Genomic DNA, 23202 nt, shown 5'->3' with positions numbered 1-23202 from the left:
CACCCTGACGAAAGTGCCGGCATGATCACGACACTCTCGCAACTGCTCGTTGTTGTCGCCGTTGTGTTCACGGGGAATTTGTTGCCGGCGTTCGGGCCGCCCAACGCGCTGCTCGTGGTGTTCTTCGGGCTGACCTGGAACCTCCATCCGGTACCACTTGTCATCGCCGCCGCTGTCGCCTCAGGCGCCGGGCGGTATGTCCTGGCCATCGCCACCCGGTCCGCCGGTGGCCGACTCGGCCCGCAACGCACAGCCAACCTGCGAGCCGCCAGCGGATATCTCACCCGGCGTCGTGGCCGCAGGTTTGCCACCATCGGAGTCTTTTTGTTCTCGCCGTTACCGTCGGCGCAGATGTTCGAGGCTGCCGGGCTCTTGGGCTTGCCTCTTGTTCCGCTCACCACCGCGCACGTGGCGGGAAGACTGGTCAGCTTCTCGCTCTATATCGGTGCGGCCGAAGTCGCCGAGCGCAGTCTCGGCGAGACCCTGACCTCCTCGTTCACCACGCCCTACGGCATCGCCGTGCAGATCGGTCTCCTCGTTGGTGTCTTCATGCTCACCCGGGTCGACTGGACCAAGTATTTGCCGATCGCGAAAGCAGCGCCCAGCACCGATCCACCGGCTCAGGCAACGCCGTCCGAGCGGTCCTGACGGTGACCGAGATACTTGCGCGTGACGGTGAATACGCTGGCGGCGCAGACCAGCACCACCGCGATTGCACTGATTCCGATCCCGATGTCGAGGCCCCTGCCCACATCAGCGCCCTCACCGCGCAGCTCGGCAAGGAAAACGTCGGAGAAATAGGGCCGGTGCGCCAAGACGGCGGCCGCGGTCGCGATGGCGAACAGATCGGCCGCGACCGACAACGCGGTGACCGGCAACGTCCAGGCACGAACGAGCAGTTGCGCGGCGGCGACCGCGATCCACAGCACAGCAACTCCCGCCACCGCAGGCAGTAGCCGGCTCACCACACCAGGATCGAGGCCGTCGGCGATCTCGGCGAGAAACGGCGGCGCCAGCGCCGGGAAGAAACACAACGCCACGGCCAGCACGGCGATCGCGAACACCAGATCGCCGATGGCCTCGCCGAGTGGGATCTCTCGCCCGTGTGGCACCGGCGCCAGGTCCTCGGGCCGCCACTCGTGCAGCACCACGCCCGGCGCGACGCGCTCCAGCACCGCGAACGCGACAGTCACCCAGAACGCGGTGTACACCGCGCCCGCGAACGCGGAGGTCAACCCGTCCTGAAGTACCTCGAAGACGGTCGGCGCGGCTTCTCCGCCGAGCGAGGTCGTCAGCAGACTCACTCCGCCCACGGCGATCGCCATCGCCCGCATCGCCGGCCACAGAACCTGTAGATAAGTGTCGTAGAGGTGAGGGCCGATCAGCTGTCGGGGCGCGCCGCGGAATCGTCGAGCTTGATCCGCGGGCGGCCCCAACTGGGCCAGGACCGCTCGCACCGCACGCGCGGGCGCCTCCTCGGCGATCCGGGTCCGCAATTCCGCGCCGATTTTACCGCGGCTGGAGCGCGGGACATGGGCAAGGACCGCGTACACATAGCGGTCGATCAAGTCCTTGTCAGACAACTCGTCTGCCACAGTTACTCCCTGATCCAGGTGCTCGCTCGTTTCCAACCCGCGCATACATCGCCGACGGGCGCCCACCTGCTAGTGCCGACGGTCCGTCGAATTACGTGGCGAAGCGATGCCTGGCAAGTACCGAATGCCGCGCCGAGGCGACCTTGGGTCGCGCGACGAGGAGCACGAGGCATGCACAGCTCCGATCAGCCCCAACCCGAGCAGCGCTCCGCGCACGGCTGAACCGCTTTTGCCACATGGGTCGTCGCGCCGCCGGATCAGCGACGAGGACGCAGTCGGGTCGACGGCGAGATGATCACCGCCCGCCGGCGGAGCGGATGCCGCCGACTATCAGCGCTGCCAGGACAACGGCCCCGACAACGGTGATCAGCCTGTTCATATCGATCGCCGGCTGCCACCGCACGTTTCCGTCACGGATGACGAACGCGCCGACCGGCTTCGCCCCGACCCCGAAGCCGGCACCCGATCCCGCGTCGCCATTGGTCTCCGATCCACCGCCCCCGGCGCCACCGGAGACGGCGGCGACGCCGATCAGCGTGGTGCCGTCACGTTCGATCGGTTCGGCGTAGACGCGCTCGACAGCCATCACGTCTTTCACGGTGCGGAAAACATCATCGATCTTCATCGTCCTACTCCTGATGATCTGGTCAAGAACTCGAAACCGGGGGACGTCGCCACGACCGGTGGGCGGGATTCACCGCCAGGCCTCGGAGCAGCTCGTCGCAGCGCACCAACAGTTTTGGTGCCCCGTCTCAGGCGGACGCCCCTGTCGTCACTGCTACTTCCTGTCGCGTACGACGATCATCGGAATGTCCACCGAGTGCAGCAGAGCGTTGCTCGTGGAGCCGAGCAGCATACTGGCGAATCCGCCGCGGCCGTGACTGCCAACCACCAGCAACTGTGCCGAAGTGGACTCTTCCAGCAGCGCACGGACCGGGCGGTTGGCCACGACGATGCCGCGCACAGCCACGTCGGGGTAGCGCTCGCCGTAGCCGGCCAGCGCCTCGGAGAGCTCAGCTTCGGCGGTCTGTTTGCCCATTTCCCACCCGAGCGTCGGCAGATCGGCGCTGGCGTCACTGAACGCGTGGACCGCCACGACATCGACCTTGCGACGCGAGGCCTCCTCGAACGCGAGTTCCACCGCGGGCACACTGTTGTCGGACCCGTCGACGCCGACCAGGACCGGCAGCGCGGCTGACACCGGATCGGACGCGACGATACCTTGGATCACCGCCACAGGGCAGTGGGCGTGGCGCGTCATCGCCGTACTGACCGAGCCGAGCAGCCCGCGCTGGAAGGCGCCGATGCCGCGACTGCCGACCACGAGTATCTCCGCCCCAGTCGAGCGGTCGATCAGCAGCGGCGCGGGCAACTCGAAGGCGACCTCGGTGGTGATCGTGAGATCCTCGTCGGGCACCGTAGCGCGGGCGACCCGCGCGGCTTCACCGACCACCCGCTCGGCGTCTACCCGCAGCCATTCCAGGTCGGCTTCACCGAGCGTGATCCCCGACCCGAAGCCCGTCTGTATCCCGGCCGAGGTGAGAATGTGCAGCGGCAGGTGGTGCAGCACCGCTTCGGCGGCTGCCCACGCGGCAGCCTGATAGGAGTTGGCCGATCCGTCGACCGCGGCCACCACGGGCCTGATTCGGTGTTCGGTGGGCCGCGCCTTCTTCTCGCTCATCGTTGTGCCTTTCCTCGGGGTCACCAGCTCGTCGTCGCCGACGTCGAGTTCGAGCATTCCCGTGATCGGCCGACCTCGAGCAGGGGACAAAGTCATTGTCGCGGCGGCCGATCGGCCCCAGATCTCGCTGCGTGGTCCCTCAACGCGGCGTGTGGGCGGTCCCGATCAGACCAGCGCACATCTGCGACCACGACTGGGGGCCGACGTCAGGTCGTTACGCTTGACCGTGACCGCCCGGCCGCCGTCAACGCGGCGAGCGACGCGCAACTCACCCACTCGTTGGACGACCGGCGACTGGTCGGTCCCCAGCTGACCAGTGAAGATCCACCGCCGGGGTGCGCAGAGCTGACACGAGAGAACTTCGCTTCTGCGGGAAAGCCGCCATCGGTCAACCGCTTCGCCTCGAGCACGTCGAGTGCCTCGGCGCAGCGTGGATCGTCGATCAACTCGGACTCGGCCAGCACCGTCAGCGCGAACAGGATGTCGTAGTGCCAATAGCAGGGAAGTACAGCTCGAGAAACGCCCGATCGATGACGGAGTCGTCGGTGCGGCGGCGGAACAGCCGACGTCGGAGAAACAGTTCGGAAGCACGAAGGACCCCCTCGCGGGCATCGGAATCTCCGGTGGTGCGGGTATAGGCGTTCAGTGCCCGAAGCGGGACAACGCTCTCCCCGAATGACGACACGCGGCCGCTCGCTCGCCGATCACAGTTCCAGCCGCCGTCGGACCATTGGGCACGGAGCAGGCGAGCGACAAGGCGATCGATCCGCTCGTCGGCCAGTCCCAACCGCAGTAGCGACCAGACCAGGTTTCCCTCGATCGAGGCGTGCAGTGTCGGCAGATCCTCTCCCCGGACCCGACCCATATGCCGCCGCTCGTATTCCTGCGACAGCACCCACTCCAGCGCCTGCTCGCGCAACGGCACCAAGGACGCGTCACCCGCGGGATACCCGAGCTCGGCCAAGGCGAAAGCACCCAATGCGCGCCACGCCATTTCGCGTTGTAAGGGTGGAAGGGCAGTGTGCCGTCGGCGACTCGTTCCGAGAGCAGACGCCGCACGCGCGCGCTCTCCGGGACGCCGCGGCCGCTGCGGCGACCGCGGGATCGCGAGGGGACAGACCGAACACACCGCGGATTTACCCCTCCGGTCAGCAGCGACGTCGGCGCGGCGATCCAGGCCAACGGCTCGCCTGCCAGGGCGATGAGTGGTTCTCGCTCTCAGCCCGGATGCGCGGCGATCGTCAAGATCTCCTCGACCGGTCGACGTGAGATCGGCTGGGGCGGGGCGTCATCGGCTGGTGCGGCACCGACGCGGATGAGGACTTGCGGAACCCCGTTGCCGGTGATGAGACCTTCCAGGGCCCTACGGGCGCTGACCAGCTCGGTGATGTGGGTCAAGGCGCAGGTGGCCAGACCTGCACGGGTGCATTCCAGCAAGACCGCTGAGAGCGCTTCACCCACCTGTAGCCAGTCGTTGACGCTGTTGCCTGACGAGCTCAATACAATCAGTTCGGCTCGGTCTTCGATGTCGAGGCGGCGCCCGTTTCCCGGCGCGGCAGGAAATGTCCGGGCAATCGGAACGTGGGTAATGGCGTCATCGGGTGGCAGCGCCGTGCGCGGGATTCCCTCGTGCTGGGCTGAATGCCCTGTCCACCAGTGCAGTTCCGCTTGATAATCCATGTCGTATCGGCGTTTGGCGCTGGCCTCCTGCGATGCCTCGGCCAGGATCGGACGGGCACTGTCGGCCAGCACATCGAGCTCGATCCCATGGGGGTTTGCCAGCGTCCGTGCCGATCGGGCTACGTCCTCGAAACCCGCGGGTGCCAGCAGTGCAAGACGATCGGTGCGTCGATCCTGGATCGCTGCTGCGCGGGCAACGACGTCGTCGGGCGGGTTGGTCCAGGGTCGGGGTACCAGACGAGCCAACAGGTCAGGGCGCCCAGGATCGGGAAGGCGCTCGAGATCGGTGCGCCAACCGCGAGCGGCGAGCGCGGTGCGCAGGTGATCCAGGATGGCGCCACAGCTGATCACCAGCTGGCGTCCGGTCGGGTCCGCGGCGGTCAGGAGCCGGGTGTTGTCGCGACAGAGGAAAAGGTTCGTGCCGTCGAATTCCCAGCGCCAGGGCTGGGTGTTGTGGATCGAGGGGGCGCGGCAGGCTTGCTGCAGCGCCATCTGGATGGTCGACCGATCGACCGCCGGGGAGGTCATGTTCGCGTTGCTGTCAGTCATATGGCGAGTCTTCTCCCCTTCCGGACCTGCGGTGAACGGGAATTTGGTTCTTCATCGAGGGCCGATAGTCACCGGTGCTGCTGACCCCGAAACGACACACCGTTGCGTGCCCCTCGCAGTGCCGACGTCACAGGCACGAGAGAAGTCAACGGGGTCCGGTCGTCAGTGATCCCCTTGGGGCGGTGACGTCGGAACTCCGAGCCGTCGCGGTGGGTTCTGTCCGGGTGCGGTATGGAGTCGGGCGGTTCAATTCCGGGTGGAGTCCAGCGCGGCCAGGGCAGCGCGCAGGCGGGTGGTGGCCTCGTCGGCGACGGGGTCGAGGGCGGGCTGGCCGGTGACCTGGACCAGGAGTTGGGGATTCATGGCTTCGACGATGATGGTGTCGATGTCGGTGGGGTCGCGGCGAACCACGACATTGCAGGGCAGCAGTAGCCCGATCTGGCGGTTGATATCGACTGCCCGGTGGGCCAACAGTGGGTTGCAGGCGCCGAGAATGCGGTAGTCCTCCATGTCGTGGCCGAGCTTGGCTTTGAGGGTGGCTTGCATGTCGATATCGGTGAGGACGCCGAATCCCTGCTCGGCCAGCGCTGTTGCGGTGCGTTCGATCGCGTCCTCGAAGGTGGTGTGCAGAGTGGTCGACAAGGCGAGGTCCATCATGTGCTCCGATCCGGGACTGTTGGTTCTCAGGTGGGGGTGAGGCAGGTGGTGTCGGCGAGGCCGAGCTGGCGCAGCGCCAGGGTGGCCGGGCACCAGCCCAGGGCGCTGTAGCGCAGCAGGTTCAGCCCCACCAGGGCGGTCAGGATCAGCCACCAGGGGTCGCGCTCAGCTACTGCGCCGAGCAGAACCAGCGAAGTCCTTCCGTCCGCACACCAGCGCCTACCTGGCGCCGTTTCTTCCGTCGGCTTCGGCGCCGAGCAGCACATCCTCGACCGGGCGGCGCGCCGTCTCGGCGATCGGCTCGTTGCTCGTGGGAGCCCAGCCGACCCGGATGAAGACCTGTGGGTAGCTGGTGCCACCGAGCATGGCCGACCTGAGCTGGTCCCGCTGGGCGGGGATCTCGAGCGGCTCGGTCAACGCGCAGGTGGCCAATCCGATGTTGGTGGCGGTCAGCAGGACAGCACTCATCGCTTCACCCGCGCGCAGCCGCGAGATCCTGTCGTCGGAGGACGTGCCGAGCATCAGCACCTCGGCGTGATCGTCCCCGTGGGCGGGATCAGCCAGTTCGGCGCCGGCGAACGTGCGTGCGGGCAGCTCGTCGCCCGGTCGCGGCGCCGGGGTGTTGCGAGCGGGTACCCCATCGAGGCTGGCATGCCTGCCAGACCACACCGCCGTCTCGAATCGGTAGGCCGGATCAGCGGCATGGGCGCGCGCGGCTGCCCGCGCGGCATCCACGAGCCGAACTCGGTCGGCGTCATCCACCGGACGTACGATCGCACCCAGTGCCATGGCCCGTTCGGTCAGCAAGCCGAGGCAACCCGGCGGGATCGGCCAGGAGCTGAAGTGCCTGCGATCGGTGTGGCGGTACCGGATCGCCGAGCTCATCGCGATCTCCTGATCCATCGGCCTATGGGCCACCAAGGTCACCGAGGCGAGGTGGTCCGGGTCGGCCGGGTTGGGCAGCCGGTGCACCACCGTCGCCCAGCCGGTCGCCGCGAATGCCACCGACAGGTGATGCAACGCGGCACCGCAACTCAGGAGCAGGTCGCGCTGATCGGGGTCGGTCACCGGCAGTGCCCGTTGCTGGTCGAGATACAGGTGGACGCCGCGATCGGTGATGCGCCAGCGCCACGGCTGTACGTTGTGAACCGACGGTGCCCGCCCAGCGAGCGCGAGCACCGCCTTGACAGTGTTGTCGTCAGGCAATCCGCGGTCCATGATGTCCGTCCTTCGTTGGTTGTTCTCACCACACTGGCACTGCGGCAGGGCCGCTGATTAGGGCAGGAGGGCCCAACCTGAGGTGACTTCGGCTATCACTACGGCCTGTCCCCTGACCTTCGGCCGGTGCACCGCGGACCTTGGGCACTTTCGCACTGTCGCCGGAGCTCATCCCCCGCACCGTCGACTACTACATCGCCCGGACCAGCCACGGTTCGACATTGAGCCGCCTCGCACACACCTGGGTACTCGTTCGCACCGACCGGGCACGGTCCTGGGGCCTGTTCGTCCAAGCGTTGCGCGCTGACGTAGCCGACACCCAACGCGGCACCACCGAGAAGGCGTCCACATCGGCGCCATGGCCGGGACCGCCGACATGGGGCTGCGCTGCTACAGCGGCATCGAAACCCGCAACGACACGCTACGACTCCATCCGGTCCTGCCCGCCGAACTCGGCAGCGGTGAGCTCACCATCTCCTACCGGGGACAGCTCGACTGCCTCGATCAGGACACGGGTGACCTGTTCATCGAGCGCGACTCCGGAGCCTCTCCTGATTGTGCAATGTCGTTGCGAAATCCTGCATCTCGATCTGCCGGGACGAGCGCATCCTCAGCCCTATCCGTCATAGAACCCACGCAGTGAGGTTCCCCCGCTAATCCGGAGAGCGGATTATCTGGTTCCAGCAGGAACCCGGTGATGATAGATGGCTTCGTACTCGTCGGGTGATCGCCAGCCGAGCTTCTTCTGGATGCACTGGGTGTTGTACCAGCCGTCGATGTAGCCGAACATGGCGTTCTCGGCGTCTTCCCTTGTCCGCCAACTGTTCCGATAGACCAACTCGGTCTTCAGGGTGGAGAAGAAAATTCTCCATGAGGGCGTTGTCGTAGCTGTCGCCGACCACCCCCATGGGCTGCGCGATCCCGTTGTAGGCCAACCGGTTCGCGAACCGGATCGCCGTGTAGGTCGACCCACGGTCGGAATGATGGACGAGCTGCCCGTCACGAACATCGCGGGTCCACACCGCGTGCTCGAGAGCGCCGAGCACCAGTTCGGCGTCGCATCGGTCCGAGCACTTCCAGCCAACGATCCGGTTCGAGAACGCGTCCTGGACCGCGGCCAGCCAGAATACGCCCTCACCGCAGGCGATGCGGGTGGCGCCGGCGACCCACAACCGGTCCGGCTCACCGGCGGTGAAGTCACGGTTGACCAAGTTCGGGGCCGGGATGGCACCCGTAATACGAGCTCGACCGTGTGCTGCGGGTGTTCGCTGACGAACGCCACGATCACCGCCGGGTCTGGCCGAGCTCCGAGGCGAAATACGCACTTGCATCACCCAATACGGCGTTCACTCACTCCAGCTCCGCGACCCGCTTCTTCAGATCTCGGTTCTCGGCCAACATGTCGGTCGTCGGCATGTCGCCACGTACGCCGGCGTCGGCTTCTGCCTGGCGGATCCACAACCGCAACGCTTCGTGATGCACCCCGAGCTGCGCTGCCAGCTTGCGGGTCGTCGGCTTCGGGTCCGACTCCCGATACAGCCGCACGGCCCGCGCCTTCAACTCGTCCGGGTACTTCTTCGGTGCTGCCACGAATGACTCCTTCCGGTCCTATCGGGCCACAGTCCAGAGCCCTCCGAGAAAGCGGGAACCTCAATCTGCCAGACGACCGACAGCGCGTCACCACGCGCACAACCGCGTCCGTTGTTCGCCCTACAGACACTCGCTGTGGGCGAGATCTACCGTCAGCTGAAGCGAGATACAGCTGTGGCCGTCTGCGCTGTGAGCGAAGGGAGCACCCCCATGCGGATACCATCACGAATAGTTCCGGCGAGCGTTCTCGCTGCGATCACCTGCCTGATCATTGCGATTTTTGCTCGCAAGACCGCGTCGAACCACACACCTGGAGACACCTACTACCCCGACGGGCTGTACCTCGCTACGGTCATGTCGCTGGCCGTCTCGATCGGCGTCACCCTCGTCATCGACCACATCTTCGGCAAATCGGAACGTGCGCCGCGGTGGTACGGCATCGGATTCGTGGTCGGCGTCATCATCTTCCTGTTCGGGTTTCCGTGGGCAAATCTCGATCGGGGCGGTGGGCAGGCGTTCAGCATCCTCGAGTGGTGGCGGGCTCCGATCATCGCGACCGTCGCCTATCTCGTTGCGGCGGTAGTTGATGCGAACACGCGTCATCAGCGCGAGCAGGCAGCCCACCTAGCGGAGCGTGACCGGCAGGCGAAAGCCAGGGCGAACCGCCAGCGCGAACTCGGCGACTCGCTGCGACAGTGCTGCGACGATGCCCTGAACGCATTCGAGGAGCTGCCCACCCACCTGATCGCGGCGCGCGACACTCTCGACCAAGCTGAGCAACTCTTCCACGAAAACGCCTACGCACCATTCTGGTCGGCGATCGAGGAGAGCACCGCGCACTTGGGGCGATTCAGCGCCACCCTCGTGCGGCTTCGACTTTGCGCCTCCACCTACACGACCGCGACCGCGGAGTACGAGGGTGCGGCGCCACCGTTTCCCGTCGAGACCTCTAGCCTCGAACAGTTGGCTGCCCACGAGATGCTCGTCGAACGCCTGCACGAACACGTTCGGCCCGCCCAACGAGACTTCCACTTCGCCAGCATCTACGAACAGCGCAAGACCAACACCATCCTGGTCGCCGGGTTCGGCACTCTGGCCTCGGCGATCGAGACGATGGGATCACGCCTGGCACGCGAGATCGTTGACCTTCGAACGGGTGTGGCCGCAATGTCGACAACTCTGAGCACCGAGCTGTCAGGCATGCACTCGAGTATCGCTGCCTATCAACGCGAACGAGGCCACATCGACGGCGAACTGCTCCACCGTCACGATCGAGTGGTGTCGATGCTCGACAACATCCAACGCGGCCACCGACCACTTCTGTGAGTCGTCCCAGCTTGGATTAATGCGTGATCCGTCAACACAGCGGACAGCAAGAACTACGACGGAGGTCGACAATGCTCGGAATGACCACTCTGCGGCGCACGGCCTTTCGAGGAACGGTGCTGTGCGCGGGCGTGTTGGTCGGGGTCATCGGCTGTTCCGACGACGTCGGCCACGAACCGTCCGTGCCGCCGTCGACCGTCCCGACGGCCACCCTTCCTCCGCCGGGCGTTCCCACCTTCGACGGTCGCCGGGCGGACGAGATCAATACCGCCCTCGACGGTGCGACGACTGCATCATTGGCTTCGGCGGTCCTGCTTCCAAACGACGTAGCGATCCCGGAAGCCGTCGTTGCGGGGCTGAGTGCCACGGCACCATGGAAATACGACCTTTCCTCGGTGCGATACGTCGGCACCGACGCGGCCAGCGTTCTCGCCACGACTGCACAGGACCCACCACAGACGTGGCGGGTGATTCTCGTCCTCGACGGCACGGCGTGGAAGATCGCGGCCACCGATCAAGAGCAGGGGTGATGATGTTGCGTCGTCACCTCGCGCTCCTCGTCGCCGTGATCTTCGGTATCTGTGTGCCCGCATGGACCGCACCGTCTGGGGTAGCGGAGCCCAAGTGCCAGAACAGTTCTCAGGATCGAAGGATCGATTCGCTCCATTCCGGCCGGCACCCGCTGGTTTTGGTGCACGGGTGGCTCGGCCCCGGCGAGGGCATGGGTGAGACCGCGCGCATGATCGCCGACCGAATGCCCGACACCTTCGACACCCTGTTGTTCGAATACCCTGCCGCAAGCTCCGAATGGGCGGCCTCACCCAACATCGCGACCTGCCTGGCCCGCTTTCTCAACAAGGTGTCGGACGCCCACCGCGCGAAAGGGCAGGATGGAAAAGTCTTCGTCGTCGCTCACTCGATGGGTGGACTCGCCGCGCGCTTCGCCACTCACGCCGACTACTCCGAAAAGCCGGCCACCGACCAAATCCTCGGTGGGATCACCACCGTCGCGACCCCGCATCTCGGCTCTCAACTGAGCGAACTCGGCTCTGCGGTACGACAATTCGCCAACAAGGTCGACCGGCGCCTGATCCCGCCGATGTTCGCCGACCTCGACTCCGATGCTCTGCACTGCCTCGCTCGCCACGACCGCACCCGAAAACTTCCCAGCCCGTGCAAGATTCCGCCCTACCTGCCGTCCGGAGTGCCCTTGGGACAGGTCGCCGGCAACACCGTTATCCGCCGCACCCTCGCCGGATTTCACCTCTACGACGTCAACGTCCGTCACGACGGAATGGTCACCGTCGCATCAGCTCTCGGATACGCGGAAGGCTCCGGTCCCACCAACGAAACCCCACCCAAGCTTGTCAACGGGTCAACCCCGGAGATCACCTGCGTCCACACCAGCGAGGAGATGGGCAAACTGATCGCGGTAGCGGGCGGTGGCATCGCCGGCGTAGCGATCGCCGCAGCCGCCACAGCACTCAATGACCGCGAGGTCGCCGGCCAGGTCGAACGTGGCGAAATAGGCCCGAACCTGGCACTGCTGCTCGGCCAGATACTGGCGTATCGGTTCCCGTGTTCCCACAACGCCTTGCCCACCAACGCCAAAGCTATCGACGCGGTAGTCGACTCGCTGCGCAGCCAACTCGACGCGGTCACCGAACCGAAGATCACCACCCTCCGCCCATTCACCACAGACGGCAACACCAGCCCCGGCTGGTCCGCGGACTCGGCCAGCACCGGACCGATCGATTGCACCTACAGCACCGGCTCACCCAGCGCCGTCAGCGACGGAATCGCCGCGTGCAGTCCATCAGCAGCGGCAGCCGACTCCTGCGCGATAAACACCACCGGCAAGTACGCCTTGTGCCTGACCGATCCGTTCGCAAAGAGCGTCGCCCGCAACACCCTTACCGGTAGTCCGCGCACAGAACAGAAAGCTCCGAAAGACCCGAAGCCGATCGCGATCGTCCTCGACGACGGCACGCGCTGCCGGTTGCGCATCGGAGGATCCTGGCCCGTACAAGCAGCGGCGCCAAAGTACGTCGGCCACTATTCCTGCACGGGCGGATCTGGCTTCCTCGCAGTGTGGGCGCCGCCGAATGGACCAGGCTACCGTGACACCTCGCGCGGCTGGGAAGTCGAAGTCGGTGCGGCCACCGGCCCGCTGACTACTCGCCGAATCACCGAGGCGATCTTCGTGGGTACACGCGACAAGTAGCGCCCGGCCCAGGTGAGATTGTCCGCAGGGAAAGGTATCAGTAGACCGATGAACACCACATCCGATCAGCCACGGCCGCTTACCGCCCTCGAATCCGAGGTCGTCACCAAATTGCTGTCGGTCGGTGGCGTTGACGCCGAGGAACTTCGTGCGCAGATTCCCCATTCACACGTCGTCGCGACGTGGGGCGTCGGGTCACCCAGTGTCGATCTGGCGGTGGATCCGAAGTCCGCTCGACCAGCCTCGGCAGCCGATGGGATCTACGCCAATGCCGCCGTCACCGACCACAACGGTTCACCGGTCGGGGAGATCATCCTCTGGATCGACAATGGGTGGCTCAGCAGCATCGAATACGCCTGGTACACCGACGAACGCCCTCGCATTCTGCCTGAGCCGACTCAGATCGAGGTCCTCCAGCCACACCGGAAACCAGGCACCGGCCTGCGGTGATCCCCGCACCACAGGCTCGGCTACAGATTCGGCCGGTAATTAGAACGCATATCACCGCAGCTGAGGGCACACGTGATCGACCCGTCGGATGGCTTACGCGCGGGAGAGTTCGTCACCATTGACGGGAGGGCGTTCGCCAGTTGCGATTCAACGGCAGCCTGACCCTCAGCCGCGAGCGACGCGAGCACTTCGTGAGCCTCTCATGGCGAGAACGACAGCTACGGACAGCGCAGTGCAGGCGGTACGAAGATTGACCACCCGATGAAGAAAGGGCCCGACGCCCGTTCGGCACTGCCGATTGGCCGACAGACAAACTGCCGCCATTGAACCACCTGCGCCAGACCGCTGTCGGGGCCGCCAGGAAATTCGACCTCTGACTGCAGCGACCGTCACGACGCGATAATCTTGTTCGGCGCTCGAGTCATGCGCCAAAGTGCTAGCGTAGGTGGGCATATGGGAAGGGTCGTGCTGAGTGCTGCCGGATAGCTGGTCGATCGTATGACGGCCTACAGCTTCGGAAACAGATGGGTTGGGATTTCCGCGCTTGGCGACCCGCCCCCACCTGAGCCGCTACACAAGATGGCGTTGCGACTTCACGCTGCAGCACTCACCCGAAAGGTCGCGATAAATGGCAATCATTCGATCCCTGTCGCCAAACTGCTGACGTCATTGGCACGTCTGCGCATCAGATTGGTACTTTCTGGCCAGGAAACGTGGTCACAAGAGGTCCTCGAAATCGAGCGACTGATCCGCTCAGGACAAACACCGGCGTTTCGACCATGGCTGCAGAACGAACTACAGCCGTCCCAGCCAGGCAGCGTCGGCGGTGCCAAGCACTCGGGGTCGACAAATGCTGCGAATACTGGACTGGCCTCCGTTCAACCGACGGAGTGGAGCAGTTCCTACCCGCAGGCCCCGGACTCGCCGTGGTTACCGCAGGCGTCAAATGCTCTCATCCGCGAGATCGCCAAACTCGACATCGATCTCGACGATGACGCGATGCGATGGCTGCGCTGGGCCTGCCTACACCGTAGCTACCTATACGAGTCGATGTCGGATGGTCCGGTCAGCGCCGAAGCCCTCGATGTTCTCGCCAACCTCGGTTGGGGATGGATGCGTTCTGCGCTGCTCGACCGTGTCAAAGCTCAACGCGGCGACTTCACTTCGAACACCGAGGTCAGTGCGGTGCTCGCTTCTCACAGTCAGGCCAAATCCGCACTCGGGGCCTGGGTAGCGTCCAATAACCTCGCCTTCTACGGCAAAGGAGAAGCTGCGCTCCTGGCCAGCGGCTCGAACAGCCGCGCCCCTGAAACAGTCGCGATGCAGATCCTTGGAGCGCTGTCTATTGTCACCGCGTCCCAGAAACCAGCCGACGAGCTCCTCGAGTTGGTTTCATTCGAGCCGCGCAGTCCAGAGCCGGACTGGCCTACTCTGCTCGGTTCCCACACCAAGCGGCCACCGACCTACACCCGCAGGGAGTCCGGCCCCGACCACAACAAGCGGTTCACGGTGACAGTCGAGGTGAATGGCCGTTCGGCGGACGCCACCGCTGGTTCGAGCAAGGCCGCGAGAGCGCTGGCGGCACGTGCCTATGTTCTGCGATATTTGCCGCGCATCGCCCCTGCGACGCCGACGGCCTCCGCGCCGAGAAAAGCGACGTGGCCGATGCCCTATCGTGCGAATCTTCCCCAGCATGTTGCAGCACGCGAGTGGGGCAAACAGGCGTTCGAGGTCGCCGATGCAGGCCTGATCAGTCAGGCTTTGACGCATCGTTCTTGGACATACGAGCATCCACGGGTGGTCGCCGAAGCACGACAGAACGACTACGGCGCGCTGGCAACGGAGGGCTCCGAAGCCCTGACACACCTGGTTCACCATCACTGCGCGCTGCGCGCTTTCGACACCACTTTTCGGCTACCGCCGCGGACCGTCGCCTCACCATCGGTTACTGATGAAGCGGTAGCGAAGTTGTTCGACACGATGCCCCTAGCGAACGGAGTTCTCCGGTCCTCCGGCACCGCGTTGACTACGTCGATCAAATCCGACGTCGCGCAATCGCTCGTCGGCGCCGCATGGCGCGCCAATGGCGACCTATTGATGGAGCGCCAGCCCGTAGTCCTTGCCCAGTGGCTGACCTCATTCACCCCACGGATCGACCCAACCACCCAGCTACAGGAGTACTGCGCGAAGGTCAAAGCCGAGTTCGACTTCGACTTCGAACAGCAAGGCCGGGACCACGAGAAGAAATTCCGCGCTACCGTGACGCTCCAGGTGGCTGGACAACCGCAATGGCGCGGCGATTGGAAAAGCAGCAAGGTCCAGGCAAAACACAGCGCCGCGGACGGTGTCCTTCACGTCTTGTTCGGCGAATACACCGAACCATCACCAGCTGCCGATGCTCTGCTGCGAGGGATGTTTCTTGCCGAACTGGGCGCGGTCGATCCGCACCGACCAAATGCCGCGAAGGCCCTCACTTCCGGTCAACTCGGCGTCGACTTCCTCGCAGCTGGGGCATACGACGACTTTGCTCGGTGGACCCAGGCGCGTTCACGGCTGCTACCGGGCGATGCATCGGCGATCGCAAGCCGCCTCGAGCTCTTCTACGGGGCTGTGCTGAAGAAGCGACGCCGCGACGCCGTCAAGCATTGGGTGGCCCAGAATCTCCCCGTTGCCACAACGGAGCTCCTGGATGTAGAGCTCCGAATCCTGCAGTGGCGCACAGGAATCCAACCCGCGAGACTTGCGTTGCTCGAAACACTGCTGGCTGCAGCCGCGGAGGCCGATCCATGGCAAGCCGTCCTGGACTATGTTGAGACGGCCGCGAAAACGCTCGCGCTCGAGACACACGCCATTCTCGAGATCGAACGGCGCAGTGACTACGCTGCACACTCGGTGGCGCTGCGTCTGTCAGGTTCCACGTTCTCGGACGCACTCGGGCCGATCGTCAACGCCGTCGACAGCATCGTCGGCACAGCATCATGGGCGCGTACGGCCGATATGGTGGTTCTGACCATCCCCTCCGCACAGCCAACCGACGATCCGCTGACGCAGTGCGGAATCGAAGCGGCGCGTCACGCTTGGCAAGATCCGTGGCTCAATGACGTTCGGGAAGGGCTCAACGAACTTCTCTGCGCTCTGGACGGTGCTGATGATCAGGCGACGAGACCAACTGCGGCCCAGCTGACCGGAATCGTAGCGGCGGAGGAGGCACTCATGAATCGCCTCCGTCCGCAAAAGAGTCAGACCCGCACCGGCACAAGCGTACCCGAGTTGTCACCCGAGTCGCCGATGGGTTCGCCCTAGGCGTCGGCCTACTGACGACGCTCGCCGAAGTATTATGCGCTGTTGGCGAGCCCGGGCAACGAGTCGATTGTTTCAGACTTTCGCGCCTGCCGAAAACAGCCGTTCCCGCTCGCTGGCGATCACGTCCCGCGTGAGGTCGGCTTCCGAAACATCGTATGCCTCTGGTGCGCTTCCTGCAGTCTCGCTCCTCTTCGCGAATTCCTCGAACATCGCCCGTTTGTGGGCCAAAATCTCGGTAATGCGCACGTCAACACCTTCTTCCGAAAGCAGCCGGTGAACCTGAACAGACTCCAGCTGCCCCATTCGGTGCGCACGCGCGATAGCCTGCCATTCTATCGTCGGCTTCAACTGCGGCTCGCATATGACCACCACCGACGCCGCCTGGATATTCAGACCAACTCCGCCGGCCACGATTTGTGCCACCAATACTGATCCATGCTCGGCCTTCTGGAACTGATCGACCATCGTCTGCCGAGCCTGTGCGGGCACTGAACCGGTGAGAGGCCCGTAGACCTTACCTGGAAGCGCCGCCATGACCAGGTCCAACACCGCGCGGAAGTGGGAGAATACGAGCACTCTACGGTTGTTTTCCTCAGCTTCTCTCACGATTTCGATAAGCCGTTGCACTTTGCCCGAGCCATGCCGTGACATCGCAGCTTGCCGCATGGCCATGAAATTTCCAGCCGTGACCGCCGCCCGATACGTCACGCTGTCCTCGTCCGAGATCGGCACCCACTCGTTGACTTCGACCAGATCAGGAAGCTCCACAAGTACGTCTTCTTGGTTTCGGCGCAAGTAGGCGGGCGCAACCTGCTTGCGGAAGCGTGCCGGGGTGAACTCGTCTGCGTCGACGACGAGCTCAGGTCTGACGTACCCCACAAGATAGCGGAACTCTTCGAGTCGATTCTCCAGTGGCGTTCCCGTGAGGAGGATCGCCCGGTCAGCGTTAGAAATCAGGGTGGACGTACGTTGAGATCTTTTCGCCGCCGGGTTCTTTATGTAGTGGGCTTCGTCAACAACAACGCATCCGATCTTGCCCACCTCGGCTAAACGGCTATCAAACCATGCCAGGGTTTCGTAGGTTGTCACAGCAACACCGCCGGAATTGATCCAACTACGTGCTGCACTTTCCCTACCTGCGCCATGAACCCGATGCGGTCGCAACCTCGACTTCGACGCAATCTCCCTCACCCAGTTCGTCACAACCGCCGCGGGACAGACAACGACCGTGTGGTGATTTCCCGTGGCGCGTAGATGTGCCAGAACTGCAAGTGCTTCAATTGTCTTTCCGAGACCCATCTCGTCGCCGATAATAACCTTCCGTTGCACAAGCGCAAACCGTGCGCCAAAACTTTGGTACCCACGGAGCGACGCGAGCAGGTATTCGATGTTTAGTTCAAATTTTCGAATGGACTCGACAATGACTTCTGGGAGGTCACCTCGTGTCTTCCGCTCGTCTTCCGTGAGGAATCCGAGCTCCGAAAGCAGCGCGAAGTAGTCTGCGGGACGAGACTGAAAGTCGTGCCATGGATCTCCGACGGCCTTGCCACCGGAGCCTGTTCCGGTCAGCGCGTCAGTGGTGTTTAGTTCTCGAGCGCGACGCCCAAGGCCGACGAGCAAATCATCGAAAGCCGCAACTGTGTGCGGACTCGTCGGGAAGACGAGGAGATGACTGGTCTGGGCATTCGTGGTTCTGCCGAGCGGAATCAGCGCGTTTGCTGTTGCAATCTCTAAGGACGTCGGCGCACCTCGACGCATACCATCCCATGCTGCGAGAGCACGAAGCAGTTGGGTTGCTTCCGTCGGGCGCGTCTTGAGATCGATCCGCGCTGGCGTTTCGTCAAGAGTTGTCTTCCATAAAGTTTCGGCTGCACCGAGAATCCGAGTCGCGCTCATCGATCCCAGGCCTGGGATGTGTTCGATAAGGCGCCCTTGCTCTCGGACCTGAAGGACAGTCTTGATGCCTGCCTTATCCAGCGGAGCGATTTGGAGGCGTTCTCGGGTTGCCTCTCGTAGCCGATCCACAGGCATCTCCGCTACCAGGCGCCTGGTTTCTGCCTGACGAACGTTGTTACCGGCATTAACCGCGTTGCCTCGAAGCGCCTGAGTCCTTTGACCAGCTGTCTGAATTGTCGAAATAGTCGCAGCTAGGCTCGCTACAGAACTCGCTGCTAACAGCTGTGGCGCGACTCCGATGTCTTGGAGTTGCCCACTCAGGCCGACCCAGTCGGCAAGCGCGTCCGCTGTGGGTACGGCTGGCACCGCGTTGGACTTCGGCGTCAGCGATTCGAGTTGGTATGCGACATTATTCGCGACCGCCCACCGGTAGAACTCGTTGAGGAAATCTGCGGCCTTTCGACTTGCCTCACGCTTGCTACTGCTATGCAAGAACCTTCGAAACCCTGACACACTCTGTAAGTCACGAATTGCTTGGTCGGCCTCGACAATCAACTGCCGACGTATAAGATGCTCCTCGAACTCGCTCAACTTCCGTAGATTGTGGTATTGAGCTATCGAGCCAAGAAGGTGGCTATGCGAGCTGGTGAGCGGGATAACTCGCCACGCCGTTTTACCTTCGAGGCGGATGGCGCAGCACTCACGCCGCAGCGCGGCGACGGCCTCCGACGCCAGACGAGCGACCTGATCATGATGCTCAATTATGGTTCGCGCTCGACTAACCCACCCGGCCACCGCGTGCGTGACTCCGGCGAGCTGTGCCCGTTGATCCTTGTTCATTTTCCTGCCAACTCGCTCTGGTCCCATTCCGGTGCCGGACCAAGCGAACACGACCAGATCGGTTGGTGCAGTCCAGGTCGACGACCCCAGACAGCAACGATACCGCAGTCCAAGCGGTGTCGAATGTCGCCTTGCCACTCCGCCGTATGGCCGCATAATCGCGCGAAGGTGCGCACATCCGAGGCACCGCGGCACCCCCACCGGTACTGGTGCATCGGGGCACGAGCACCGGTGAGCGTGTTGGTCGCCAGCACCATGACCTCTTGAAGGTCAACCTGCCCCGTGACCTGCAGGCTCAGGCCTCCTCGAACCCGGACTGATCGAACTTGAGTGTCCTCGCGTTCTCGGAGACGGTTCGAACCCGGCTCTCGTTGAAACCCTCGGTGTCAGTCGCCTCGATCTCGATCCGCACCGTCACACTGGTGTTCTCACCGGAACGAAGGTGCGCAAGCACCTCGTCGGCAATGTTCTTGAACTCCAGTGCGATCTTGTCGGAGTTCAGGGTCTTCACCCCGTAAAACCGCGACGGCCAGGCGACATCGAACTTAGGCGTCTGCGACGAACCACTATTCGACTTGTGGGCCGGCGACGGAGCGGTGCCCGGATCATGTTCGTGGCCGGATCCCGGTGTCGGTTCAGGCCCGGGTTCGTCCGCGCGCTGCTTCTGCGCGACATCAGGGCGGACGAGAAGAAGCGAATCGGTTGCGACTGGAGCATTCTCCTTGTCCTCTGGGGTCCAGAGGCCGATGTATCGCCCAGCGGCCGCATCGTAGCCAGCTGCGAGAGCGAACGCATCCGTCTGCCATATCATCGGCAAGTCGAAGATTCCGACGTCGAGAACGGACCGGTCACGAAGTCGCGGCATGTATGGGTACTGGGCATACAACGCCCACAGCGAACCCAACGACACATGGCCGTCCTTCCAGATCTGCGGAATCTTGCCGATCGCGAGGCGGATCGTCGCCGCGGCCTGCCGCGTCGAAAGATCACCGTCGTTACCCAGCCGTTTCGAGACGCGATCCGCAAGAGCGTCGGACTGACCCTCGACTTTGGTTTCCTTGATCAAGAACGGCGCGCCGGGATCAGGCTGCGCAGGGACCAAGGCCCAGGTAAAGCTCTGAAGCAAACGAGCGGTAACTGTCTGGTCAGCCTGAGTGGCCCGCTGCGAAGCCTGGTTCTTCTGATTCTGGGTCAGATCGAGGTCGGTCTCATTGGCAAGTACGTGCTTCCAGCCGAGATAGTCGCGCGTCGCGCTGTTCAGCTCCTCGAGTCGCGCTTCGTCCGCTGCGAGGTAGACGAGCGCATTGCGATGTGTCCGGTTCGAGCTTCCGCGGTGCTCAGTGGCCTGGTGGGCGAACGCCTTTGCAGCTGTGTCCGCACCCCTCTTGTGGGCGACCTTCGGGTGCAAGATAACCAGTCGAGCCTCGTCGGTATCAGGGATGTCCGCGTTCGACTCGGGGCAGACGTGGACGCCGACGAAGTCGCCGCGCTTGCGTCCCTGGTCTTGAAGGCGTCGGACGATCTCAACCCACACATCTTCCTTGTGGAGACGCTCAGCCTGATCCTTGGCTGCACGCGAAATGTTGGGCTGGACGTCGTACCAGTACTTGCCCGAGCCGGAGTAGAAGTACGTGGCACGGTCACCAAGCTGCGTCAGCGCCGAGTGGAAGTTCCCCGGGATATCACCAGGGATGGCAGTTCCGAGGAAGACCCGCTGGGCACCGATTCCCTTGTGAACCGACCCGGGCGCGATCGTTGGAGCCGCACCGAAGAAGACTGTGCGCGCGAGGCGCTTGGTCAACGCCCGCTGACCAAAGAGCGGTTTATCCTTGTCGATACGAGCCGGCTCAGAATTCGAACCATCGACATCGGCGTCGATGATTGCCTTCCATGAGTCGTGGAGGTACTGCGTGAGCTGGGAGTTCACGTTGGACGTGGCTAGCGGGATCGACGCGGGCATAATCATCGGCGATTGATCCTCGCCCGTCCAGAGTGCGTGAATGACCGTGCTCATCAGACACAGGACGCCACGCGTTTGTTGGAACCGCTCCAGCGACGACCATTCCTCGTAGAGGGTGTCAAACAGTTCCGGGTGGATCGGGTAGGTCCGCTTGATCCGGTTTTCATATGCGGTGTCACGAGCCTCCCGTGGGAAGTCGTCGGAGAATTTGCGATACATCTCGACGTACGCACGGGCTGTTGCGCCGATGGCCGCGAGCGCTGCTGCATCCGGCTGCTTGAAAAGTCGCTGCTTAACGATGTGGTAGGCCTCGGTCGACGAGGCGGGGCGCCACTGGTCGGCAACACGGCGGACGACGTTCTGGAGTCGTTTGACTGCCTCTAAGCCGTTCTGCCCGCCAACTTCCTCGGCGTTGCCCGCGACGATCTTGTCGTTGGTGTCCCCGGTCTCCGATGCCGGAATGGATATTGCGAGCAAGACCCCTTTGGTGCCTTTAGCAGCCTCAGTGAGCGACTGTGCGAACGTGAATTGGTCGTCGAACGTCCCCCCAGCAAGGTCGTCACGACCGACCAGTGACCGCGCGTAGGCAACCCACTCGTCAATAAGGATGACAGCTGGGGCGTACTTGGCCAGCAGCTGGTGGAGAGTCTCGCCTGGGTGGGTCCTGTCGCGGTCGGCTTTGGCCACAACCGTGTAGCCTTCTGGCCCACCGAGCTGCCACGCGAGCTCGCCCCAGATGGTGTTCACATGGGTGCCGTCCTCCTTCGTAGCTCCAGACGGGCTGAAGTGGTTGCCAACGATGGCAACACGGTTGACCTTGGTGGCTGAGTAACCGTTGGCCGTCAGCAGTTCCTGAGTCTCTTGCGGAAAGCTGCCAACGGGCAAGCCTGCGGCCACGTGCCACAGCGAGAGCATCGAGTGAGTCTTGCCGCCACCAAAGTTGGTCTGCAGGTTGATGACTGGCGACGCGTTGTCGTCGCCTGCAAGTCGGCGGACAGCTCGGCCGATGAGGCTGCGGAGACCCTCGGTCAGGTAGGTACGACGGAAGAATTCGACTGGGTCCGCGTAGTCGGAATCGACCTCGCCGCCGGTGGCGACCTTGTAGAGATCGGCCGCGAACTCCGATGCGTGAAAATTGCCAGTTGCCACATCATCGTGGGGCTGGAGCACCTCGCGCCACGGCCGAAGACCAGCTGCCTCCGGGTTGTCGACGGCGGCCTTCAGTACCTTCTTGTCGTCCTTGTCGGCGGTGACGCGGCGGAGGTTCAAGCGGATCAGCCGGACCTCGTCTGCATCCTTGCCGGCGCCGATCAGCTTGAGGAGCCGTTCGCCCGTGTCGAGTGCACGGTATGCGTCGTCGTCGGTAAACGTACCGTTATGTGCCCATTGGTTGCGCACCTCGCGAAGTTCGTTGGCAAAGGTCTCCCCGCTCCGGCCGATTGCCTGATTGAACGGGCGCCATCCTGGCTTAAACCCAGTGGTGATGTTGCCTTCGGTCAAGATCCTGAATTGCACCTGCGGGTCCAGCGCGTCGTACGCTTTCGTCGACGGAGCGCCGTTCTTGCTGTCCTTAGCCTGCACTAGCTTGGTCCAGACGGCTCCCAGCGACGGATCTCCTTGGCCGACGACAGTGGAGATGAAATCATCGAGTGCTGGGGTCAGTACTTGGAACATCCGGTCGATACGGTCGCGATTACTCAGTGCCATGTCAGTCGTTCTCCGTGACGGTGTCATCTTCGAGCTCGTCCAGCTCGATGTGTGCCGAGTCTTCCTCGGCGAAGCCATGATCGATATCGCGCTGGACGTTCTTAACGATGGCGGCCTCAATTAGCTTGCACAAGCTCTCGCGGCGAGCCTTGAAGAAGGCGTCGAAGTCATCCGTCCGCAGCAGATTGGCTGACACGAGATGCAGCGCGAGCAACGCATCGACGCGTGATGACTCCAGTCGGGCGCGGGACTCGATCACCTTCAGATACGAGGACGGTGCCACTCCGCCGATCGTTCGATTAGTTCGGGCACTGATCGCACGCGGCTTGAATCGAACCTGAGTGTTGCCCGTCTTGAGCAACATGACCGCCCCCAGCGGATGACCGCGCAGGACTGTCACCAGGAGCTGCCGGATTCGCTCGTCTTCCCACTTGTAGCCACGCTGGAAGTCGGGGAGTTGAATCTCGCCGGACCGCGTCCACGTCAAATATTCGCCGTGCTCGTACATCGGAGCCAGAAAACCCAT

20 protein-coding genes and 2 pseudogenes are annotated in these 23202 nt (G+C 63.6%); 8 read left to right on the top strand and 14 right to left on the bottom strand.

Features of this window, described 5'->3' with window-relative positions; all coding sequences use genetic code 11:
• The first annotated feature begins 21 nt into the window (after positions 1–21).
• Positions 22–648, top strand: a complete 627-nt coding sequence (locus NI2_RS08400; protein WP_067488139.1) for a hypothetical protein — start codon at positions 22–24, stop codon at positions 646–648.
• Here the strand turns inward: NI2_RS08400 and NI2_RS08395 are convergent.
• The 8 genes from NI2_RS08395 to NI2_RS08365 form a co-directional block, all read right to left on the bottom strand.
• Entirely contained in the window at positions 621–1595 is a 975-nt protein-coding gene (locus NI2_RS08395; RefSeq protein ID WP_133734196.1) for a hypothetical protein, read from the bottom strand. The genes NI2_RS08400 and NI2_RS08395 overlap by 28 nt on opposite strands.
• A gap of 295 nt (positions 1596–1890) precedes the next feature.
• Positions 1891–2220: a spore germination protein GerW family protein gene (locus NI2_RS08390; protein WP_067488135.1), complete on the bottom strand. Its 330-nt coding sequence runs from the start codon at positions 2218–2220 to the stop codon at positions 1891–1893.
• A gap of 153 nt (positions 2221–2373) precedes the next feature.
• On the bottom strand, positions 2374–3333 hold the full coding sequence (locus NI2_RS08385) for a universal stress protein (protein ID WP_307656709.1): 960 nt from the start codon (positions 3331–3333) through the stop codon (positions 2374–2376).
• 409 nt (positions 3334–3742) lie between these two features.
• A complete protein-coding gene (locus NI2_RS08380; protein ID WP_067488133.1) occupies positions 3743–4270 on the bottom strand; it encodes a hypothetical protein in 528 nt (175 codons plus the stop codon).
• Positions 4271–4494: 224 nt separating this feature from the next.
• The gene (locus NI2_RS08375) at positions 4495–5505 is read right to left on the bottom strand and encodes an Acg family FMN-binding oxidoreductase (RefSeq protein WP_067488131.1); all 1011 of its coding nucleotides are present in this window, start codon (positions 5503–5505) and stop codon (positions 4495–4497) included.
• Positions 5506–5751: 246 nt separating this feature from the next.
• A complete protein-coding gene (locus tag NI2_RS08370; protein ID WP_067488334.1) occupies positions 5752–6159 on the bottom strand; it encodes a DUF302 domain-containing protein in 408 nt (135 codons plus the stop codon).
• 29 nt (positions 6160–6188) lie between these two features.
• Entirely contained in the window at positions 6189–6428 is a 240-nt protein-coding gene (locus NI2_RS32945) for a YgaP family membrane protein (protein ID WP_084476159.1), read from the bottom strand.
• Positions 6382–7380, bottom strand: a complete 999-nt coding sequence (locus NI2_RS08365) for an Acg family FMN-binding oxidoreductase (protein WP_067488129.1) — start codon at positions 7378–7380, stop codon at positions 6382–6384. The genes NI2_RS32945 and NI2_RS08365 overlap by 47 nt, the downstream gene beginning before the upstream one ends.
• Positions 7381–7520: 140 nt before the next feature.
• On the opposite strand from NI2_RS08365, the pseudogene NI2_RS35690 reads away from it, so the two are divergent.
• Both NI2_RS35690 and NI2_RS35685 read left to right on the top strand, forming a co-directional pair.
• Positions 7521–7658, top strand: a pseudogene (locus NI2_RS35690) (hypothetical protein); the annotation flags it as partial.
• An 80-nt stretch (positions 7659–7738) separates the two neighbouring features.
• Positions 7739–8023 (top strand): glycosyl hydrolase family 65 domain-containing protein, encoded by a 285-nt coding sequence (locus NI2_RS35685; protein ID WP_371851947.1) that lies wholly within the window; start codon positions 7739–7741, stop codon positions 8021–8023.
• A 27-nt stretch (positions 8024–8050) separates the two neighbouring features.
• Here the strand turns inward: NI2_RS35685 and NI2_RS35680 are convergent, their stop codons facing one another.
• From NI2_RS35680 to NI2_RS08355, 3 genes and pseudogenes are all read right to left on the bottom strand, one after another.
• Complete coding sequence (locus NI2_RS35680; protein ID WP_371851950.1) at positions 8051–8389, bottom strand: IS3 family transposase; 339 nt, start codon at positions 8387–8389, stop codon at positions 8051–8053.
• Positions 8283–8711 (bottom strand): annotated as a pseudogene (locus tag NI2_RS35675) (DDE-type integrase/transposase/recombinase); the annotation flags it as partial. The pseudogene NI2_RS35675 and the gene NI2_RS35680, both read right to left, overlap by 107 nt.
• 19 nt (positions 8712–8730) lie before the next feature.
• Positions 8731–8970, bottom strand: coding sequence for a transposase (locus NI2_RS08355; RefSeq protein WP_084476157.1), 240 nt, complete (start codon positions 8968–8970; stop codon positions 8731–8733).
• Between the two features lie 210 nt (positions 8971–9180).
• On the opposite strand from NI2_RS08355, the gene NI2_RS08350 reads away from it, so the two are divergent.
• The 5 genes from NI2_RS08350 to NI2_RS08330 all read left to right on the top strand — a co-directional run bounded on the left by NI2_RS08350 (position 9181) and on the right by NI2_RS08330 (position 16273).
• The gene (locus NI2_RS08350; protein WP_167355143.1) at positions 9181–10296 is read left to right on the top strand and encodes a hypothetical protein; all 1116 of its coding nucleotides are present in this window, start codon (positions 9181–9183) and stop codon (positions 10294–10296) included.
• A gap of 80 nt (positions 10297–10376) precedes the next feature.
• The gene (locus NI2_RS34390) at positions 10377–10826 is read left to right on the top strand and encodes a hypothetical protein (protein ID WP_166655818.1); all 450 of its coding nucleotides are present in this window, start codon (positions 10377–10379) and stop codon (positions 10824–10826) included.
• On the top strand, positions 10826–12520 hold the full coding sequence (locus tag NI2_RS08340; protein ID WP_067488124.1) for an esterase/lipase family protein: 1695 nt from the start codon (positions 10826–10828) through the stop codon (positions 12518–12520). Before NI2_RS34390 ends, NI2_RS08340 begins: the two co-directional genes overlap by 1 nt.
• Before the next feature lie 48 nt (positions 12521–12568).
• A complete protein-coding gene (locus NI2_RS08335; RefSeq protein WP_067488122.1) occupies positions 12569–12970 on the top strand; it encodes a hypothetical protein in 402 nt (133 codons plus the stop codon).
• A 498-nt stretch (positions 12971–13468) separates the two neighbouring features.
• A complete protein-coding gene (locus NI2_RS08330; protein WP_084476153.1) occupies positions 13469–16273 on the top strand; it encodes a double-stranded RNA binding motif domain-containing protein in 2805 nt (934 codons plus the stop codon).
• Between the two features lie 72 nt (positions 16274–16345).
• On the opposite strand, the gene NI2_RS08325 is transcribed toward NI2_RS08330, so the two are convergent.
• The 3 genes from NI2_RS08325 to NI2_RS08315 all read right to left on the bottom strand — a co-directional run bounded on the left by NI2_RS08325 (position 16346) and on the right by NI2_RS08315 (position 23202).
• Entirely contained in the window at positions 16346–19009 is a 2664-nt protein-coding gene (locus tag NI2_RS08325; protein WP_067488118.1) for a DEAD/DEAH box helicase, read from the bottom strand.
• A 295-nt stretch (positions 19010–19304) separates the two neighbouring features.
• Entirely contained in the window at positions 19305–22676 is a 3372-nt protein-coding gene (locus NI2_RS08320) for a DUF499 family protein (RefSeq protein ID WP_067488116.1), read from the bottom strand.
• Position 22677: 1 nt separating this feature from the next.
• Entirely contained in the window at positions 22678–23202 is a 525-nt protein-coding gene (locus tag NI2_RS08315; RefSeq protein ID WP_067488114.1) for a DUF262 domain-containing protein, read from the bottom strand.

The organism is Nocardia ignorata NBRC 108230 (genome assembly GCF_001612905.1).
In the GTDB taxonomy this organism is placed as follows: Bacteria; Actinomycetota; Actinomycetes; order Mycobacteriales; family Mycobacteriaceae; genus Nocardia; species Nocardia ignorata.
Note: the sequence above shows the minus strand (reverse complement) of the source record. Positions and strands in the feature narration are given on the sequence as shown.

Excerpts from the sequence above, each read along its gene's own strand:
- NI2_RS08400 (WP_067488139.1), top strand. The coding sequence starts at position 22 with ATGATCACGACACTCTCGCAACTGCTCGTTGTTGTCGCCGTTGTGTTC.
- NI2_RS08390 (WP_067488135.1), bottom strand. The coding sequence starts at position 2,220 with ATGAAGATCGATGATGTTTTCCGCACCGTGAAAGACGTGATGGCTGTC.
- NI2_RS08385 (WP_307656709.1), bottom strand. The coding sequence starts at position 3,333 with ATGCTCGAACTCGACGTCGGCGACGACGAGCTGGTGACCCCGAGGAAA.
- NI2_RS08380 (WP_067488133.1), bottom strand. The coding sequence starts at position 4,270 with ATGGCGTGGCGCGCATTGGGTGCTTTCGCCTTGGCCGAGCTCGGGTAT.
- NI2_RS08375 (WP_067488131.1), bottom strand. The coding sequence starts at position 5,505 with ATGACTGACAGCAACGCGAACATGACCTCCCCGGCGGTCGATCGGTCG.
- NI2_RS08370 (WP_067488334.1), bottom strand. The coding sequence starts at position 6,159 with ATGGACCTCGCCTTGTCGACCACTCTGCACACCACCTTCGAGGACGCG.
- NI2_RS32945 (WP_084476159.1), bottom strand. The coding sequence starts at position 6,428 with ATGTGCTGCTCGGCGCCGAAGCCGACGGAAGAAACGGCGCCAGGTAGG.
- NI2_RS08365 (WP_067488129.1), bottom strand. The coding sequence starts at position 7,380 with ATGGACCGCGGATTGCCTGACGACAACACTGTCAAGGCGGTGCTCGCG.
- NI2_RS35685 (WP_371851947.1), top strand. The coding sequence starts at position 7,739 with ATGGCCGGGACCGCCGACATGGGGCTGCGCTGCTACAGCGGCATCGAA.
- NI2_RS35680 (WP_371851950.1), bottom strand. The coding sequence starts at position 8,389 with ATGTTCGTGACGGGCAGCTCGTCCATCATTCCGACCGTGGGTCGACCT.
- NI2_RS08350 (WP_167355143.1), top strand. The coding sequence starts at position 9,181 with ATGCGGATACCATCACGAATAGTTCCGGCGAGCGTTCTCGCTGCGATC.
- NI2_RS34390 (WP_166655818.1), top strand. The coding sequence starts at position 10,377 with ATGACCACTCTGCGGCGCACGGCCTTTCGAGGAACGGTGCTGTGCGCG.
- NI2_RS08340 (WP_067488124.1), top strand. The coding sequence starts at position 10,826 with ATGATGTTGCGTCGTCACCTCGCGCTCCTCGTCGCCGTGATCTTCGGT.
- NI2_RS08335 (WP_067488122.1), top strand. The coding sequence starts at position 12,569 with ATGAACACCACATCCGATCAGCCACGGCCGCTTACCGCCCTCGAATCC.
- NI2_RS08330 (WP_084476153.1), top strand. The coding sequence starts at position 13,469 with ATGACGGCCTACAGCTTCGGAAACAGATGGGTTGGGATTTCCGCGCTT.
- NI2_RS08325 (WP_067488118.1), bottom strand. The coding sequence starts at position 19,009 with ATGAACAAGGATCAACGGGCACAGCTCGCCGGAGTCACGCACGCGGTG.
- NI2_RS08320 (WP_067488116.1), bottom strand. The coding sequence starts at position 22,676 with ATGGCACTGAGTAATCGCGACCGTATCGACCGGATGTTCCAAGTACTG.
- NI2_RS08315 (WP_067488114.1), bottom strand. The coding sequence starts at position 23,202 with ATGGGTTTTCTGGCTCCGATGTACGAGCACGGCGAATATTTGACGTGG.